Origin of the sequence: Kineococcus xinjiangensis (assembly GCF_002934625.1) — a bacterium.
Lineage (GTDB): Bacteria > Actinomycetota > Actinomycetes > Actinomycetales > Kineococcaceae > Kineococcus_A > Kineococcus_A xinjiangensis.
Genome location: NZ_PTJD01000001.1, coordinates 194,124 through 209,122, shown reverse-complemented (window position 1 = coordinate 209,122; position 14,999 = coordinate 194,124). Strand labels below are relative to the sequence as shown.

Sequence of the window (14,999 nt, the reverse complement as noted above, 5' to 3'; positions counted from 1 at the left end):
GGCGTCCGGCGCGAGCGGGGCGGCGGGCGGGCGATACTGGTCGCGTGAGCGTCAGCCTCGGCCTTCCCGCCCTCCCGCCGCCCGTCCTCGCCCCCCGCCGCAAGTCGCGCAAGATCCGCGTCGGGAAGGTGGAGGTGGGTGGGGACGCGCCGGTGTCGGTGCAGTCGATGACGACGACGCCCACCACCAACATCAACGCGACGCTGCAGCAGATCGCGGAGCTGACGGCGACCGGTTGCGACATCGTGCGCGTGGCCTGCCCGAGCGCCGACGACGCCGAGGCCCTGCCGATCATCGCCAAGAAGTCGCAGATCCCGGTGATCGCGGACATCCACTTCCAGCCGAAGTACGTCTTCGCCGCCATCGACGCCGGCTGCGCGGCGGTGCGCGTCAACCCGGGCAACATCCGCAAGTTCGACGACCAGGTGAAGGAGATCGCGCGGGCGGCCAAGGACGCCGGCGTCTCGATCCGCATCGGCGTCAACGCCGGCTCCCTCGACCCGCGCCTGCTGGCCAAGTACGGCAAGGCCACCCCGGAGGCGCTGGTGGAGTCCGCGGTGTGGGAGGCCTCGCTCTTCGAGGAGCACGACTTCCACGACTTCAAGATCTCCGTCAAGCACAACGACCCGGTGGTCATGGTCAAGGCCTACGAGATGCTCGCCGAGCGCGGTGACTGGCCCCTGCACCTGGGCGTCACCGAGGCGGGACCGGCCTTCCAGGGCACGATCAAGTCCGCGGTGGCCTTCGGGGCCCTGCTGTCCAAGGGCATCGGCGACACGATCCGGGTCTCCCTGTCCGCGCCGCCCGCGGAGGAGGTGAAGGTCGGCCTGCAGATCCTGCAGTCGCTCAACCTGCGCCCCCGCAAGCTGGAGATCGTCTCCTGCCCCTCCTGCGGGCGCGCCCAGGTCGACGTCTACAGCCTGGCCGACGCCGTGACCGAGGGGCTGCAGGGCATGACGGTGCCGCTGCGGGTGGCGGTCATGGGCTGCGTCGTCAACGGGCCGGGCGAGGCGCGCGAGGCCGACCTCGGGGTGGCCAGCGGCAACGGCAAGGGCCAGATCTTCGTCAGGGGCGAGGTCATCAAGACGGTGCCGGAGGCGGAGATCGTGGCGACCCTCATCGAGGAGGCCGAGCGCCTGGCCGCGGAGATGGACGTGCCCGACGAGGGTGCGGCCCCGGTCGTCACCGTCGGCTGAGCGGAACGGTCCCGTGCGCCTGCCCTCGCGGCTCCCGGTGAGCCGGCGGCCGTGGTGGTGGCCGCCGGAGTGGTGGCCCGCCGCCGGGGCGCGGGGCCCCGGGGCGGGGGCCGCGGGCGCGGACGGGCGCGGTGCGGGTCGCCTCGACGCGGCTGCGACGAGGCGACAGGATGCGAGCGTGCACCGCCCCTCTCCGCCCGCAGCGCCGCCGTCCCGCGGGGACCGCCGCGGTGCGCTGCGCGTGCTGGACGGGCGCGACGGCCCCGCGCTGCTGAGGCTGTGCGAGCGCGACCCCGTGGGCAACGTCTTCGTCTCCGCCCGCCTGCTCGGCCTGCTGGCCCGCCCCGGGGCGGAGGTCGGCGGGCAGGTGTGGGGCTGGTTCGAGGGTGACGACCTCGTCTCCGCCTGCTGGGCGGGGGCCAACCTGGTGCCCATCGAGGCCACGCCCCAGGCCCTGGACGCCTTCGCCGCCCGCGCCCGCGTCGAGGGGCGGCGCTGCTCGTCGATCGTGGGGCCCGCGGACGCGGTGCTCGGCCTGTGGGAGCGGCTGGAGCCGCACTGGCGGGGTGTGCGGGAAGTGCGCGCGCGGCAGCCGCTGATGCTGTGCGACACCGCGCCCGCCGTCGCGCCGGACCCGGCGGTGCGCCGCTCGCGGCTGTCGGAGCTCGACGTCGTGGTGCCGGCGTGCGTGGCGATGTTCACCGAGGAGATCGGCTACGCGCCCTCGCCGCCCGACGGGGGCACGACCTACCGCGCGCGAGTGGCGGAGCTGGTGGCCGCAGGGCGCTCGTTCGTGCGCATCGACCCCGGCCCGCGCGGGCCGGAGGTCGTGTTCAAGGCCGAGCTGGGCGCCGTGGCCTCCAAGGTCGCCCAGGTGCAGGGCGTGTGGGTGGCCCCCCACCGGCGCGGGGAGGGGCTCAGCGTGGCGGGGATGGCCGCCGTCGTCGCCCTCGCCCGGGACAGCGGCACGCCGTACGTGTCCCTCTACGTCAACGACTACAACGCGCGCGCCATCGCCGCCTACCGCCGCGTGGGCTTCCGCGACGTCGGCACCTTCGCGACCGTCCTCTTCTGAGCGTTCCCCGGTGTCCCCCGGCGGACCACGGCGGTCGGGGCGGGCGCGGCGCGGGCGGGGTCCCGGCCGCGGGTAGGCTCCCCGCGTGCTGCTGCGGATGTCGACCCTGTTCCTGCGGACCCTCCGGGAGGACCCGGTCGACGCGGAGGTCGCCAGTCACAAGCTGCTGGTGCGCGCCGGCTACATCCGCCGCGCCGCCCCGGGCATCTACACGTGGCTGCCGCTGGGCCTGCGGGTGCTGCGCAGGGTGGAGGACATCGTCCGCGAGGAGATGGACGGCGCGGGCTTCCAGGAGGTCCACTTCCCGGCGCTGCTGCCGCGGGAGCCCTACGAGGCCACCAACCGCTGGACGGACTACGGCGACGGCATCTTCCGCCTCAAGGACCGCAAGGGCGCCGACTACCTCCTCGCGCCGACCCACGAGGAGATGTTCACGCTGCTGGTGAAGGACCTGTACTCCTCGTACAAGGACCTGCCGCTGTCGATCTACCAGATCCAGACGAAGTACCGCGACGAGGCCCGCCCGCGCGCCGGCCTGATCCGCGGCCGGGAGTTCATCATGAAGGACTCCTACAGCTTCGACGTGGACGACGCCGGGCTCGAGCGCTCGTACCAGGCGCACCGCGACGCCTACGTCCGCCTCTTCGACCGCCTCGGCCTGGAGTACGTCATCGTCTCGGCGATGTCCGGGGCGATGGGCGGCTCCCGCAGCGAGGAGTTCCTCCACCCCAGCGAGATCGGGGAGGACACGTTCGTGCGCTCGCCCGGCGGCTACGCCGCCAACGTCGAGGCCGTCACCACCCCCGTGCCCGACGCGCTGCCCTTCGACGACGCCCCCGCCGCGCACGTCGAGGACACCCCGGACACCCCGACCATCGAGTCGCTGGTCGCCTGCGCCAACGAGCGCTTCCCCCGCGCGGACCGCCCCTGGACGGCCGCCGACACGCTGAAGAACGTCGTCGTCACCCTCGTCCACCCCGACGGCACCCGCGAGCCCCTCGTGATCGGGCTGCCCGGGGACCGGGAGGTCGACGCCAAGCGCCTGGAGGCGGCCGTCTCGCCCGCCGAGGTGGCGGCGTTCGGGCCGGAGGACTTCGCGAAGCACCCCGCGCTGGTGCGGGGCTACATCGGCCCGCAGGTCCTCGGTGCGGAGTCCGACTCGGGCATCCGCTACCTGCTGGACCCGCGCGTGGTGGACGGCACGCGCTGGATCACCGGCGCGAACGAGGAGGGCAGGCACGTCTTCGACCTCGTCAAGGGTCGCGACTTCGGCGCCGACGGGGTCATCGAGGCCGCCGAGGTCCGCGAGGGCGACGCCGCGCCGGACGGCTCCGGCCCGCTGGAGCTGGCGCGCGGCATCGAGATCGGGCACATCTTCGCCCTGGGCCGCCGTTTCGCGCAGGCCCTCGACCTGAAGGTGCTGGACGAGAACGGCAAGCAGGTCGTGGTGACGATGGGCTCCTACGGGGTCGGCGTCACCCGGGCGCTGGCCGCCGTGGCCGAGGGCAACCACGACGACAAGGGCCTCGTCTGGCCCCGCTCGCTGGCGCCGGCCGACGTCCACCTCGTCGCGACCGGCAAGGACGAGGCGGTCTTCACCGAGGCCGAGCGGCTCGCGGCCGAGCTGGGCGCCCAGGGCCTCGACGTCCTCTACGACGACCGCCGCAAGGTCTCGCCCGGGGTGAAGTTCAAGGACGCCGAGCTGATCGGCGTGCCGACGATCGTCGTGGTGGGCAAGGGCCTCGCCGAGGGCGTGGTGGAGGTCAAGGACCGCCGCAGCGGCGACAGCGAGCAGGTTCCGCTGGCCGACGTGGTGGCCTCGGTCGTCTCCACCGTCCGGGGCTGATCAGGGACCCACCGCCCGGCGCCGCAGCCGGGCGGTGCGTCCCCGCGGTCCCTAGAGCGCCAGGTCCACGCACACCGCCGCGTGGTCCGACGGCCAGACGCCGTCGACCGGCTCCGCCCCCACCCGCCGCACGTCCAGCACGGCGCCGCGCCCGCTGAACTCGGGCAGCCCCACGAGGACGTGGTCGATGCGCGCGCTCGGCTGGTGCACCCGCGCCACGTGCGGGTTGCGCCGGTCCCAGGTGCGCCCCTCCGCGCCGTCGGCTGCGTAGCGCCACGCGTCGACGAGGACGAAGCCGTCCACCACGGACGCGGTCTCGTAGCCGCCGGCCAGGCGCATCTCGTCGGAGCCGGCCTCGGCGTTGAAGTCGCCCGTCAGCACCGGCCGGCGCGCGCCCGGCACGTCCGCCGCGTGCCGTGCGACGGCGGGGACCAGCGCCCGCACCTGCGCCACCCGCAGCGCCGACTCCGCCGGGGAGGAGCTCAGGTGGGTCGTGGTGAAGGGCAGCGGCCCGCCGGGCACGTCGAGCAGCGTGTGCAGCGCGGTGCGGCCCTCCGGGCGCGGGCCCTCGGGCAGGTGGGTCACGCTGCTGGCGAGGATGGGCCAGCGGCTCAGCACGGCGTTGCCGAAGGCCGCCTCGGCCTCCCCGCCGGCCAGGCGCTGCTGCCAGCGGCCCGGGGAGGGGGACGCGGCGAAGACCGAGCGCATCCCCAGCCGTTCCCCGAGCCAGCCCGCGAGGTCCTCCTCGTCGGTGCCCCAGACCTCCTGCAGGCCGCACACGTCCGGGCGCAGCTCCGCCAGCACCGCCAGGATCGCCTCCCGGCGGGCGCGCCAGTCCCCGAAGCGCCACCACAGGTTCCAGGTCAGCACCCGCAGCGATCCCCGCGGGTTCGGGAGGGGACCGGGCGATGCGCTGCTCATGGCTCCCGGAGTGTGGCAGCCCCCGCCGCCCGCAGCGGCGCAGGGTCGCGCCACCGGGCCGCTCAGCCCCGCAGCTCCGGCAGACCGGGGAAGGCGTGGGGGATGCCGCCCCAGTCCAGCGACGCGGCCCAGGCCCGCAGCAGCCCGTCCAGCCCGGCGCCGCGCAGGGGCCAGGGGGTGGCGACGAGGTCGGCGTAGGCGGCGGCGAGGCGCTGCTCCACCCCGACGGCCAGCGCGGCGGCCGCCCCCGGGTCCGCGACCTCCACGTCGTAGCCGGGTTCGGCGGGGGTGGGCACGGCGCCGCCGGCGGCGACGAGCGCCGCGAGCCGGCCCCGTGCGGCCAGGTGCGCCTCCCGGGCCGCGAGCGCGGCGGGGCGCTGCTCCGGGGGCAGGCGCCCTGCGATGAGGCCGAAGGCGTGCACCGCGGAGTGCTCCCCGGCCAGTGCCCGCTGCAGGGCGTCGGGCACCGCGTCCGGAGCCGCTCCTGCGCCGGGCGCCGGAGGGCCGGAGGCCGCGCCGGGGAAGCCGGGGGCGGGGGGCCGCGGCGGCTCCGGCAGCGGCAGGCCGGCGGCGGCGGCCAGCGCGCGGGCCCGGGTGGCGCGGGCCGTGGCCAGGGAGCCCAGCAGCCGCGCCGTCCCGGGGCCGGTGTCCGCGGTGGCCTCCAGGGCCCGCCGGGCGCCGTCGGCTGCGACCGCCACGACCTCCGCCGGTGCGGGCGGCGGGGCGGGCGACGGCGGTGGGGGAGTCGCTACCGGGCCGGTCGGGGACGGCTCCCCGGCCCCTGCCTCGGCCGGGCCCGGCGTCGCGGCCGGCTCGGCGCCCAGGGCGCGCAGGTGGGCCCGGCTCTCCTGCACGGCCTCCTCCAGCGCCGCGGCCAGGGGCTGCGGAACCGGCTCCGCCGCCAGCGCCAGGGACAGGGCGAGCAGTTCGCGGGCGTCGGCCACGGCCTGCTCCCGGGCCAGGTCGTCGGGGCCCGGGGTCAGGGTCGGGGTCGGCTCCGGGTGCGGAACCCAGCGCACGCCGCAGCCGCCGAGCAGGGCCGCCGCCAGCAGCGCAGTGCCCGCCAGGCCGTGGCGCAACGCGGTGCGCCGGCTCACGCCCCGGGGGCCCGGCGGGGAGGGGGGCTCCTCCCGCGGCGGTGGTGCTGGCACGCGGTGATCGTCGCACGGGGTCCGGGGCGGGACGGGCGGGCCCTCGGCTCCCCGCCGCACGGCTAGGCTGGGCAGTCGCCGCGGCGCCCGCGCGCCCCAGCCGCTCCCGTGGTCGGGAGCGTGCTCGCGCACGTGCTGCGCCGCGCAGCCGACCGCCAGGAGAGGAGCACCCCCGTGCCGCCGTCGGGACCGTCCGCGAAGCCCCCGCTGACCCAGGAGGTCGCCGGGGTGCTCTCCGTCGCCGTGGCCGGGGTGGGGCTCGTCCTCGACGACGTCGAGATCACCACCGCGGGCCGCCGCCGCATCGTGCGCGTCGTCGTGGACCTGCCCGAGGACCGGGCCGGTGAGGTCGACCTCGACGCCGTGGCCGCCGCCTCCACCGCGGTCTCCGAGGCGCTGGACTCCTCCGACGTCCTCGGCGCCACCCCCTACGTGCTCGAGGTGACCTCCCCGGGGGTCGAGCGCCCGCTGGTGGAGCGCAGGCACTGGAGCCGCGCCCGCGGCCGGTTGGTGCGCGCGGTGCTGGCCGACGGCAGGGTGCTCGTGGGCCGGGTGCTCGACGTCGGCGACGACGGCGTGGTCCTCGACGTGCAGCCGCAGTCCGTCAAGGGCCGCCCGCCGTCGAAGTCGGCGCCGCGCGGGGAGCACCTGCTCGCGTGGGCGGACCTGGTGCGCGGGGAGGTCCAGGTGGAGTTCTCCCGCCCGGGCGAGGACGACCTGGACGAGGACCTTGACGACGACCTCGACGACGGTTCCGAGGAGGACCCCGAGGACGGCTGGGACGACGCGTGGGACGACGAGGACGGCGCGGACGACGACGAGGGCGCCCGGCCCACCGCTGACGGCGAGACGGCTGCGGCCCCTCGCGAGGAGGACTGACGTGAACATCGACATGGCCGCTCTGCGCATGCTGGAGCGCGAGCGGGAGATCCCCTTCGAGACCCTGGTGCGGGCGATCGAGCAGGCGCTGCTCATCGCCTACCACCGCGAGGAGGGCTCGCAGAAGCACGCGCGGGTCCGCCTCGACCGCTCCACGGGCGAGGTCACCGTCCTGGCGGAGGAGCGGGGCGCGGACGGCGAGGTCCTCCGCGAGTACGACGACACGCCCACCGGCTTCGGCCGCATCGCGGCCACGACGGCCCGCCAGGTCATCCTGCAGCGGCTGCGCGACGCCGAGGACGAGCAGGTCCTGGGCGAGTTCGCCGGCAAGGAGGGCGACATCGTCTCCGGCGTGGTGCAGCAGGGTCGCGACCCGCGCATGGTGCAGGTGGACCTCGGCTCGGTGGAGGCGGTCCTGCCCCCGCAGGAGCAGGTGCCGGGGGAGACCTACGTGCACGGCAGCCGCCTGCGCTGCTTCGTCGTCTCGGTGCGCAAGGGGGCCAAGGGGCCGGCGATCGTGCTGTCCCGCTCCCACCCCAGCCTCGTGCGCAAGCTGTTCGCCCTGGAGGTCCCGGAGATCGCCGACGGGTCGGTGGAGATCTCCGCGCTGGCCCGGGAGGCGGGGCACCGCACGAAGATGGCGGTCCGGGCCACCGTGCCCGGCATCAACCCCAAGGGCGCCTGCATCGGGCCGATGGGGCAGCGCGTGCGCTCGGTGATGGCTGAGCTGCGCGGGGAGAAGATCGACATCGTCGACCACAGCGACGACCCCGCGGCCTTCGTGGGCAACGCCCTCTCGCCGGCGAAGGTCTCGAAGGTCGAGGTCGTCGACGCCGCGGCGCGCGCGGCCCGCGTCGTCGTGCCCGACTACCAGCTCTCCCTGGCCATCGGCAAGGAGGGGCAGAACGCCCGCCTCGCCGCGAAGCTGACGGGCTGGCGCATCGACATCCGCTCCGACGCGGAGGGCACCCAGGGCGGAGGGCAGGGCGGAGGGCAGGGCGCAGGTCGCTGAGCCGACGCCCTTCCGGATCCCCGCTCGTCCCGTGCGGCGGGCCCCGCCGCCCGTCCGGTGCGCGTCCGGGGCCCCGTCCGAGCGTGCCGGCGGCGATCAGGGCTAGACTTGCGCCATCGCTACACTGACGCCGCCCGGTCCCCGTGACCGGCGATCCACCGCACCGCGTGACCGGTCCCGCACCGGGACCGGCGCGGAGTCCTCGGGGCTCCCGACGGAATGCGTGCGCACGTGCGTGGGTTGCCGTCAACGGGACACCCGGTCGGTACTGCTGCGGGTCGTGGCCGAGGAGGCCGGTGGAGTCCTCTCCGCCGCTCCGGATCCTCGAGCCCGGCAGCCTGGCCGAGGCGCGTGGTTGCATCCGCGACCTGCGTGCCTCGACACCGCCGAACGCCGGAAGGCGCTCGGACGGGCACTGCGGCGCACGGCGGACCTCGACCTCTCGAGGCTCCGCGCGTACGTCGAGGATTCTCAGAACACCACCGTCACCGATGGAAGCGGGTCGAGCAGCTGATGAGCACCCGATGAGTTCGCAGCGATGAGCACCCCCCAGTAACGACGGTTCGAGCCGCCCAGGATGGCCCGGACCGAGACAGGAGAGATGTGGCAAAGGTCCGGGTCTACGAACTCGCCAAGGAGTTCGGGGTCGAGAGCAAGGTCGTCCTCACGACGCTGCAGGAGATGGGTGAGTTCGTCCGGTCGGCATCGTCGACCATCGAGCCCCCCGTCGTGCGGCGGCTGAAGGACAAGTTCCCCACCGCCGGTGGGTCCGCGAAGCCGGGTGGCGCCGGTCGGCCCACCCCTCCGCCGGCGAAGCCGGGGCCGCGCGCCGCGGCTCCCACGCCCGGCGCACGTCCGGGTCCGGCTCCCACGCCGTCCCCCGACCCCGCGTCGGCACCTGCCGAGCGCCCCGCCCCGTCGGCCGCCCCGAGCCCGGCGTTCCAGGCACCCGTCCGCCCCGGGCCCGCGCCCGAGCGGCAGGCCCCCGCCGCGCAGCCCGCTCCGGAGGCTCCGGCCGCTCCGCAGCGTGCGGCCGAGGCCCCCGCCGCCGAGCAGCGCCCGGCGGTGCGTCCCGGCCCCGCGCCGGCTCCCACCCGCCCGGGCTCCCGCCCCGGTGGTCCCGGTGCCGGTGCTCCCGGTCCGGCCGCGCGCCGTCCCGGCGAGCGTCCCGGCCCCGGTGAGCGTCCCGGCCCCGGCGAGCGCCCCGCTCCCGGCGAGCGCCCCGCTCCCGGCGAGCGCCCTGCTCGCGACGAGCGTCCTGCTCGCGACGAGCGCGCCGGCGAGCGCCCCGCCCCCGGTGAGCGTCCCCGTCCGCAGGGCCGTCCCGGCGAGCGTCCCGCTCCCGGTGGCTCCGCTGGCCCCGGCCGTCCCGCCCCGGGCGGCGCCCCGGGCGGTCGTCCCGGCGCCCCGCGCCCCGGCAACAACCCCTTCGCCCCCAACCAGGGCATGCCGCGTCCCGGCGGGGGTGCCCCGCGACCGGGGAACAACCCGTTCGCTCCCAACCAGGGCATGCCGCGCCCGCAGGGCGGTCCCCGTCCCGGTGGCGCGGCCGGTCCCGGTGGTCCCCGTCCCGGTGCGGCGGGCCCCGGTGGTCCCCGTCCGGGTGGTCCCCGTCCCGGTGCGCCGGGCGCGGGCGGTCCCCGTCCCAACCCGGGGATGATGCCGCAGCGCCCCTCGGTCAACCGGCCCGGCGCGGGTGCCGGTCGTCCCGGTGCGCCGGGCCGTCCCGGCCCCGGTGGTCGCGGTGGCTTCGCGGGCCGCCCCGGCGCGCCCGGTGGTGGCCCCGGCGGTCCCGGTGGCGGTGGCGGCGGCTTCGCCGGCCGTCCCGGTGGTGGCCCCGGTGGTCCCGGTGGCCGCGGTGGTCGCGGCGGCACCCAGGGTGCGTTCGGCCGTCAGGGCGGGCGTCCCGTCCGCGGGCGCAAGTCCAAGCGTGCGAAGCGCCAGGAGTACGAGGCGATGCAGGCGCCGAGCGTCGGCGGCGTGCAGGTCCCCCGCGGGGACGGCACGACCGTGCTGCGGCTGCGCCGCGGTGCGTCGCTGACCGACTTCGCCGACCGCATCGGCGCCAACCCGGCGTCGCTGGTCACGGTGCTCTTCCACCTGGGCGAGATGGCCACGGCCACCCAGTCCCTCAACGAGGACACCTTCCAGCTGCTGGGCTCGGAGCTCGGCTACGTCGTCGAGGTCGTCTCCCCGGAGGACGAGGAGCGCGAGCTGCTCGCGTCGTTCTCCATCGACCTGGACGCGGAGCTCGAGGCCGAGGGCGACGACGAGCTGGAGCCCCGCCCGCCGGTCGTGACCGTCATGGGCCACGTCGACCACGGCAAGACCAAGCTCCTCGACGCCATCCGCTCCACGGACGTGGTGGCGAAGGAGGCCGGCGGCATCACCCAGCACATCGGTGCCTACCAGGTCCACAAGGAGCACGAGGGCGTCGAGCGCGCCATCACCTTCATCGACACCCCGGGTCACGAGGCCTTCACGGCCATGCGAGCCCGCGGTGCCAAGGTGACGGACATCGCGATCCTCGTGGTCGCGGCGGACGACGGCGTGATGCCCCAGACGATCGAGGCGCTCAACCACGCCCAGGCGGCCGACGTGCCGATCGTCGTCGCGGTCAACAAGGTGGACAAGGAGGGCGCGAACCCGGCGAAGGTCCGGCAGCAGCTCACCGAGTACAACCTGGTGGCCGAGGAGTACGGCGGCGACACGATGTTCGTCGACGTGTCCGCGAAGCAGGGCATGGGGCTCGACCAGCTGCTGGAGGCCGTCCTGCTGACGGCCGACGCGGCACTCGACCTGCGGGCCAACCCCAACAAGGACGCCCGCGGCATCGCGATCGAGGCCAACCTCGACAAGGGCCGCGGCCCCGTCGCGACGGTCCTCGTCGAGTCCGGCACGCTGCGGGTCGGCGACGCGATCGTCGCCGGCACGGGCTACGGCCGCGTCCGCGCGATGCTCGACGAGTACGGCGAGACGGTCCAGGAGGCCACGCCGGCCCGTCCGGTGCAGGTCCTCGGCCTCACGTCGGTGCCGGGCGCCGGGGACACGTTCATCGTGGCTCCCGACGACCGCACCGCCCGTCAGATCGCCGAGAAGCGCGAGGCCGCGGAGCGCAACGCGCTGCTCGCCAAGGTCCGCCGGCGCATCAGCCTGGAGGACTTCACCGACGCCCTCAAGCAGGGCAAGGTGGAGACGCTCAACCTCATCCTCAAGGGCGACGTGGCCGGTTCGGTCGAGGCCCTCGAGGACGCGCTGCTGCAGCTGGACGTCGGCGAGGAGGTCGAGCTGCGCGTCATCGACCGCGGCGTCGGCGCCATCACGAAGAACAACGTGAACCTCGCGGTCGCGTCCAACGCGATCATCATCGGCTTCAACGTCCGCCCCGAGGGGCAGACGCGGGACTACGCCGAGCGCGAGGGCGTCGACATCCGGTTCTACTCGGTCATCTACCAGGCGATCGAAGAGGTCGAGAGCGCCCTGCGCGGCATGCTCAAGCCGGAGTTCGAGGAGGTGCAGCTCGGCAGCGCCGAGGTGCGCGAGGTGTTCCGCTCCTCCAAGTTCGGCAACATCGCCGGCTGCCTGGTCCGTTCCGGGCTCATCCGCCGCAACTCCCGGGCGCGCGTCTTGCGCAACGGGGTGGTGCACGGCAACAACCTGGCGATCGAGTCGCTGCGCCGGTTCAAGGACGACGCCACGGAGGTCCGCGAGGGCTTCGAGTGCGGTATCGGCCTCGGGTCGTACAACGACATCCAGATCGACGACGTCATCGAGACGTACGAGATGCAGGAGAAGCCGCGCGGCTGAGCGGCTGACCGGCCCGGCCGGTGCGACCTGAAGGGGTCGCCCGGCCGGGCCCGCTCGTCCCCGGCCGGCGGCGGGACCTCCCTCCCGCCGCCGGCTCCAGCCGGTGCCCGCGACCGCGGGCGGCGGCGGCACACTCACTCCGCGCGGGAGGGCGCACCCCACACATGCACGCAGGAACGCTGACCGTCGACCTCCTCCTCGGCGACGTCCACTCCCTCAAGGGCAAGCGCAGCATCGTGCGGCCGCTGGTGGCCGAGCTGCGCAGGACCTTCGACGTGGCCGCCGCCGAGACGGGGCACCTGGACCTGCACCGGCGCGCCGAGGTGTCGGTAGCCGTCGTGGCCGCCGACGCCGCGCACTGCCGCGACGTCCTGGACCGCTGCGAGCGGGCCGTGGCGGCCCACCCGGAGTTCCAGCTGCTCTCGGCTCGCCAGGTGCTGCACAGCGACGAGGATTGATCCCGAGCGGGAACGAACCGCACCCCGTGCGGGCGCCTGCCCGCACGCTCCGCCCTGCCGGGTCCCGGCCGGGCGGAGCGACCACCCTCCGGTGCCCTGCGGGGCGCCGCCCGACGTGAGGAGCACGCCGTGGCCGACCCCACCCGCGCCCGCAAGCTGTCCGACCGCATCAAGGTCGTGGTCGCGGAGGCGCTGGAGAAGCGCGTGAAGGACCCCCGGTTGGGCTTCATCACCATCACCGACGCGCGCGTCACCAACGACCTCCAGCACGCGACGCTCTACTACACCGTCCTCGGGGACGACGAGGAGCGCGCGGCCACCGCCGCCGCGCTGGAGAGCGCCAAGGGCGTCCTGCGCGCCGAGGTGGGCAGGCGCACCGGCGTCCGCCTCACCCCGACGCTCACCTTCTCCGCCGACGTGGTGCCGGAGACCGCCGCCCACATCGAGGACCTGCTGCGGGTGGCCTCCGAGCAGGACGCCCGCGTCGCCGCCCTCGCTGCGACCGCCCGGCCCGCCGGGGACGCCGATCCCTACCGCAAGCCCGCGGAGGACGAGGACCTCGGGGACGAGGAGGTCGACGAGGACGAGGACGACGCGGCGGACGACCTGGACGACGACTTCCGCGCCGACTCCGGCGCCGTCGACGAGGACTCCGACGAGGCCTCCGAGGAGGAGCTCGAGCAGGACTACGTCGACGGGGACGGCCCCGCCTCCGGGCACTCGTGAGCAGGGGCGCCGCTCCGGTCGCCGAGCACCTGGAGGGCCTGCTCCTCGTCGACAAGCCCGCCGGCATGACCTCGCACGACGTCGTCTCCCGCTGCCGGCGCATCGTCGGCTCCCGTCGCGTCGGGCACGCCGGGACCCTCGACCCGGCCGCGACGGGTGTCCTGGTGCTCGGGACGGGGCGCGCCACCCGGTTGCTGACGTACGTGGTGGGCCACGACAAGGAGTACGCGGCCACCGTCCGCCTCGGTGCGGCGACCGTCACCGACGACGCCGAGGGGGAGGTCGTCAGCCGGGCCGACGCCGCGCACGTCGCGGAGGAGGACCTGCGCGCGGCGGTCGCGGCCCTGCGAGGGCCCCAGCTCCAGGTCCCCAGCTCCGTCAGCGCGGTGAAGGTCGACGGCCGCCGCTCCTACGCCCGCGTGCGCGGTGGTGAGGAGGTCGAGCTGGCCGCCCGCCCCGTCACGGTCAGCCGCTTCGACGTGCTGGACGTGCGCCGCGGAAGCGCGGACGGCTCCGCGGTGCTGGACGTCGACGTCGTCGTGGAGTGCTCGGCGGGCACCTACGTGCGGGCCCTGGCGCGCGACCTGGGGCGCGCCCTGGGGGTCGGCGGGCACCTCACGGCGCTGCGCCGCACCCGCTCGGGCCCGTTCCCCGTGGCGGCGACCAGCACGCTGGAGGACCTGGCCGCGCGGCCGTGCGCCCTTCCCCTGGCGGAGGCGGCGCGGCTGCTCTTCCCCGTCCGCGAGGTGGACGGGGAAGAGGCCGCGGCGCTCGGCCACGGCCGGGCCCTGGACCTGCGCGCGGAGGTGCCCGGCAGCCCCACGGCGGCGATCTCGCCCGGCGGGCAGCTGCTGGCGCTGCTGCACGCCGCCGACGGCCGCGCCCGGCCGCTGCTGGTGCTGCCCCCGCGCTGAGCGGGTGAGGCGGGTGCGGGGGCGCACCGCCCGTGCTGGCACAGTGGCGTCGTGCACCGCTGGAACTCCCTCGACGAGGTCCCCCCCGCCGAGGCGGGGACCGTCGCAGCGCTCGGCAACTTCGACGGCGTCCACCGCGGCCACCGCGCCGTGCTGGCCACCGTCGTGGCCGCGGCCCGGCGACGGGGAGCGCGTGCCGTCGCGGTGACCTTCGACCCGCACCCGCTGGCCGTGCTGCACCCCGAGCGCGCCCCGGAGCTGCTGTGCGGCCTGCAGGAGCGCCTGCACCGGATGGCCGAGGCGGGCCTCGACGGGGTGCTCGTCATGGACTTCACCCGGGAGCTGGCGTCCTGGACCCCGGAGCGCTTCGTGCGCACGGTCTTCGTGGAGACCCTGGGCGTGGTGGAGGTGGTCGTCGGGCGCGACGTGCGCTTCGGGCGGGGCAACGCCGGGGACCTGGGCACCCTCCAGGAGCTCGGCCGCTCCTGCGGCTTCGCGGTGACCGCGCTGGACGACGTCTCCCCGGAGCCCGCCGACGGCGGCGACGGCGTGCGCCCGTGGTCCTCGACGCGGGTGCGCCGCGACCTCGGCGCGGGGGCGGTGGACCACGCCGCCGCGGTGCTGGGCCGTCCGCACCGCGTGGTGGGCACGGTCGTGCACGGCGACCACCGCGGCCGGGAGCTCGGCTACCCCACGGCCAACCTGTCCGCCGAGGCGGAGGGGGTCGTGCCCGCCGACGGTGTCTACGCCGGCTGGCTGGTGCGCCTGGACGCGGAGGGCCCGGACGCGCGCCTGCCCGCGGCGGTGTCGGTGGGCACCAACCCCACGTTCGACGGGGTGCAGCGGCGCGTGGAGGCCTACGCCCTGGACCGCACCGGCCTGGACCTCTACGGGGAGCGGGTGGCGGTGGAGTTCACGCACCGGCTGCGCCCGACGCTGCGCTTCGACGGCGTGGAGGCCCTCGTGGCGCAGATGGCCCGGGATGTGGAGCAGTGCCGGCGCCTGTTAGCCTGA

13 protein-coding genes and 1 pseudogene are annotated in these 14,999 nt (G+C 75.9%); 12 read left to right on the top strand and 2 right to left on the bottom strand.

Annotated features, from left to right (window positions below; translation table 11 throughout):
• Nucleotides 1–44 precede the first annotated feature (44 nt).
• From ispG to CLV92_RS00955, 3 genes are all read left to right on the top strand, one after another.
• Nucleotides 45–1,196, top strand: a complete 1,152-nt coding sequence (ispG, locus tag CLV92_RS00965; RefSeq protein ID WP_104430905.1) for a flavodoxin-dependent (E)-4-hydroxy-3-methylbut-2-enyl-diphosphate synthase — start codon at nucleotides 45–47, stop codon at nucleotides 1,194–1,196.
• 178 nt (nucleotides 1,197–1,374) lie between these two features.
• Nucleotides 1,375–2,271, top strand: coding sequence for a GNAT family N-acetyltransferase (locus CLV92_RS00960; RefSeq protein WP_245886302.1), 897 nt, complete (start codon nucleotides 1,375–1,377; stop codon nucleotides 2,269–2,271).
• An 85-nt stretch (nucleotides 2,272–2,356) separates the two neighbouring features.
• A complete protein-coding gene (locus CLV92_RS00955; protein WP_104430904.1) occupies nucleotides 2,357–4,117 on the top strand; it encodes a proline--tRNA ligase in 1,761 nt (586 codons plus the stop codon).
• A gap of 51 nt (nucleotides 4,118–4,168) precedes the next feature.
• On the opposite strand, the gene CLV92_RS00950 is transcribed toward CLV92_RS00955, so the two are convergent.
• A complete protein-coding gene (locus tag CLV92_RS00950; RefSeq protein ID WP_104430903.1) occupies nucleotides 4,169–5,038 on the bottom strand; it encodes an endonuclease/exonuclease/phosphatase family protein in 870 nt (289 codons plus the stop codon).
• Between the two features lie 62 nt (nucleotides 5,039–5,100).
• The gene (locus CLV92_RS22705) at nucleotides 5,101–6,189 is read right to left on the bottom strand and encodes a DUF4439 domain-containing protein (protein WP_146099365.1); all 1,089 of its coding nucleotides are present in this window, start codon (nucleotides 6,187–6,189) and stop codon (nucleotides 5,101–5,103) included.
• 174 nt (nucleotides 6,190–6,363) lie between these two features.
• Between CLV92_RS22705 and rimP the strand changes: the two genes are divergently transcribed.
• The 9 genes and pseudogenes from rimP to CLV92_RS00905 all read left to right on the top strand — a co-directional run bounded on the left by rimP (nucleotide 6,364) and on the right by CLV92_RS00905 (nucleotide 14,999).
• Nucleotides 6,364–7,068, top strand: a complete 705-nt coding sequence (rimP, locus tag CLV92_RS00940; protein ID WP_211290744.1) for a ribosome maturation factor RimP — start codon at nucleotides 6,364–6,366, stop codon at nucleotides 7,066–7,068.
• A gap of 1 nt (nucleotide 7,069) precedes the next feature.
• Complete coding sequence (gene nusA, locus CLV92_RS00935) at nucleotides 7,070–8,080, top strand: transcription termination factor NusA (protein WP_104430901.1); 1,011 nt, start codon at nucleotides 7,070–7,072, stop codon at nucleotides 8,078–8,080.
• A 223-nt stretch (nucleotides 8,081–8,303) separates the two neighbouring features.
• Nucleotides 8,304–8,594 (top strand): DUF448 domain-containing protein, encoded by a 291-nt coding sequence (locus CLV92_RS00930; RefSeq protein ID WP_104430900.1) that lies wholly within the window; start codon nucleotides 8,304–8,306, stop codon nucleotides 8,592–8,594.
• Nucleotides 8,595–8,683: 89 nt separating this feature from the next.
• A pseudogene (locus CLV92_RS23175) lies at nucleotides 8,684–8,821 on the top strand (translation initiation factor IF-2 N-terminal domain-containing protein); the annotation flags it as partial.
• Nucleotides 8,822–9,145: 324 nt separating this feature from the next.
• On the top strand, nucleotides 9,146–11,887 hold the full coding sequence (infB, locus tag CLV92_RS23020; RefSeq protein ID WP_425433551.1) for a translation initiation factor IF-2: 2,742 nt from the start codon (nucleotides 9,146–9,148) through the stop codon (nucleotides 11,885–11,887).
• A gap of 164 nt (nucleotides 11,888–12,051) precedes the next feature.
• Complete coding sequence (locus tag CLV92_RS00920; RefSeq protein WP_104430898.1) at nucleotides 12,052–12,345, top strand: DUF503 domain-containing protein; 294 nt, start codon at nucleotides 12,052–12,054, stop codon at nucleotides 12,343–12,345.
• Between the two features lie 129 nt (nucleotides 12,346–12,474).
• Nucleotides 12,475–13,071: a 30S ribosome-binding factor RbfA gene (gene rbfA, locus CLV92_RS00915; RefSeq protein WP_104430897.1), complete on the top strand. Its 597-nt coding sequence runs from the start codon at nucleotides 12,475–12,477 to the stop codon at nucleotides 13,069–13,071.
• On the top strand, nucleotides 13,068–13,985 hold the full coding sequence (gene truB / locus CLV92_RS00910) for a tRNA pseudouridine(55) synthase TruB (protein WP_170112702.1): 918 nt from the start codon (nucleotides 13,068–13,070) through the stop codon (nucleotides 13,983–13,985). Before rbfA ends, truB begins: the two co-directional genes overlap by 4 nt.
• Before the next feature lie 51 nt (nucleotides 13,986–14,036).
• Complete coding sequence (locus CLV92_RS00905) at nucleotides 14,037–14,999, top strand: bifunctional riboflavin kinase/FAD synthetase (RefSeq protein WP_104430896.1); 963 nt, start codon at nucleotides 14,037–14,039, stop codon at nucleotides 14,997–14,999.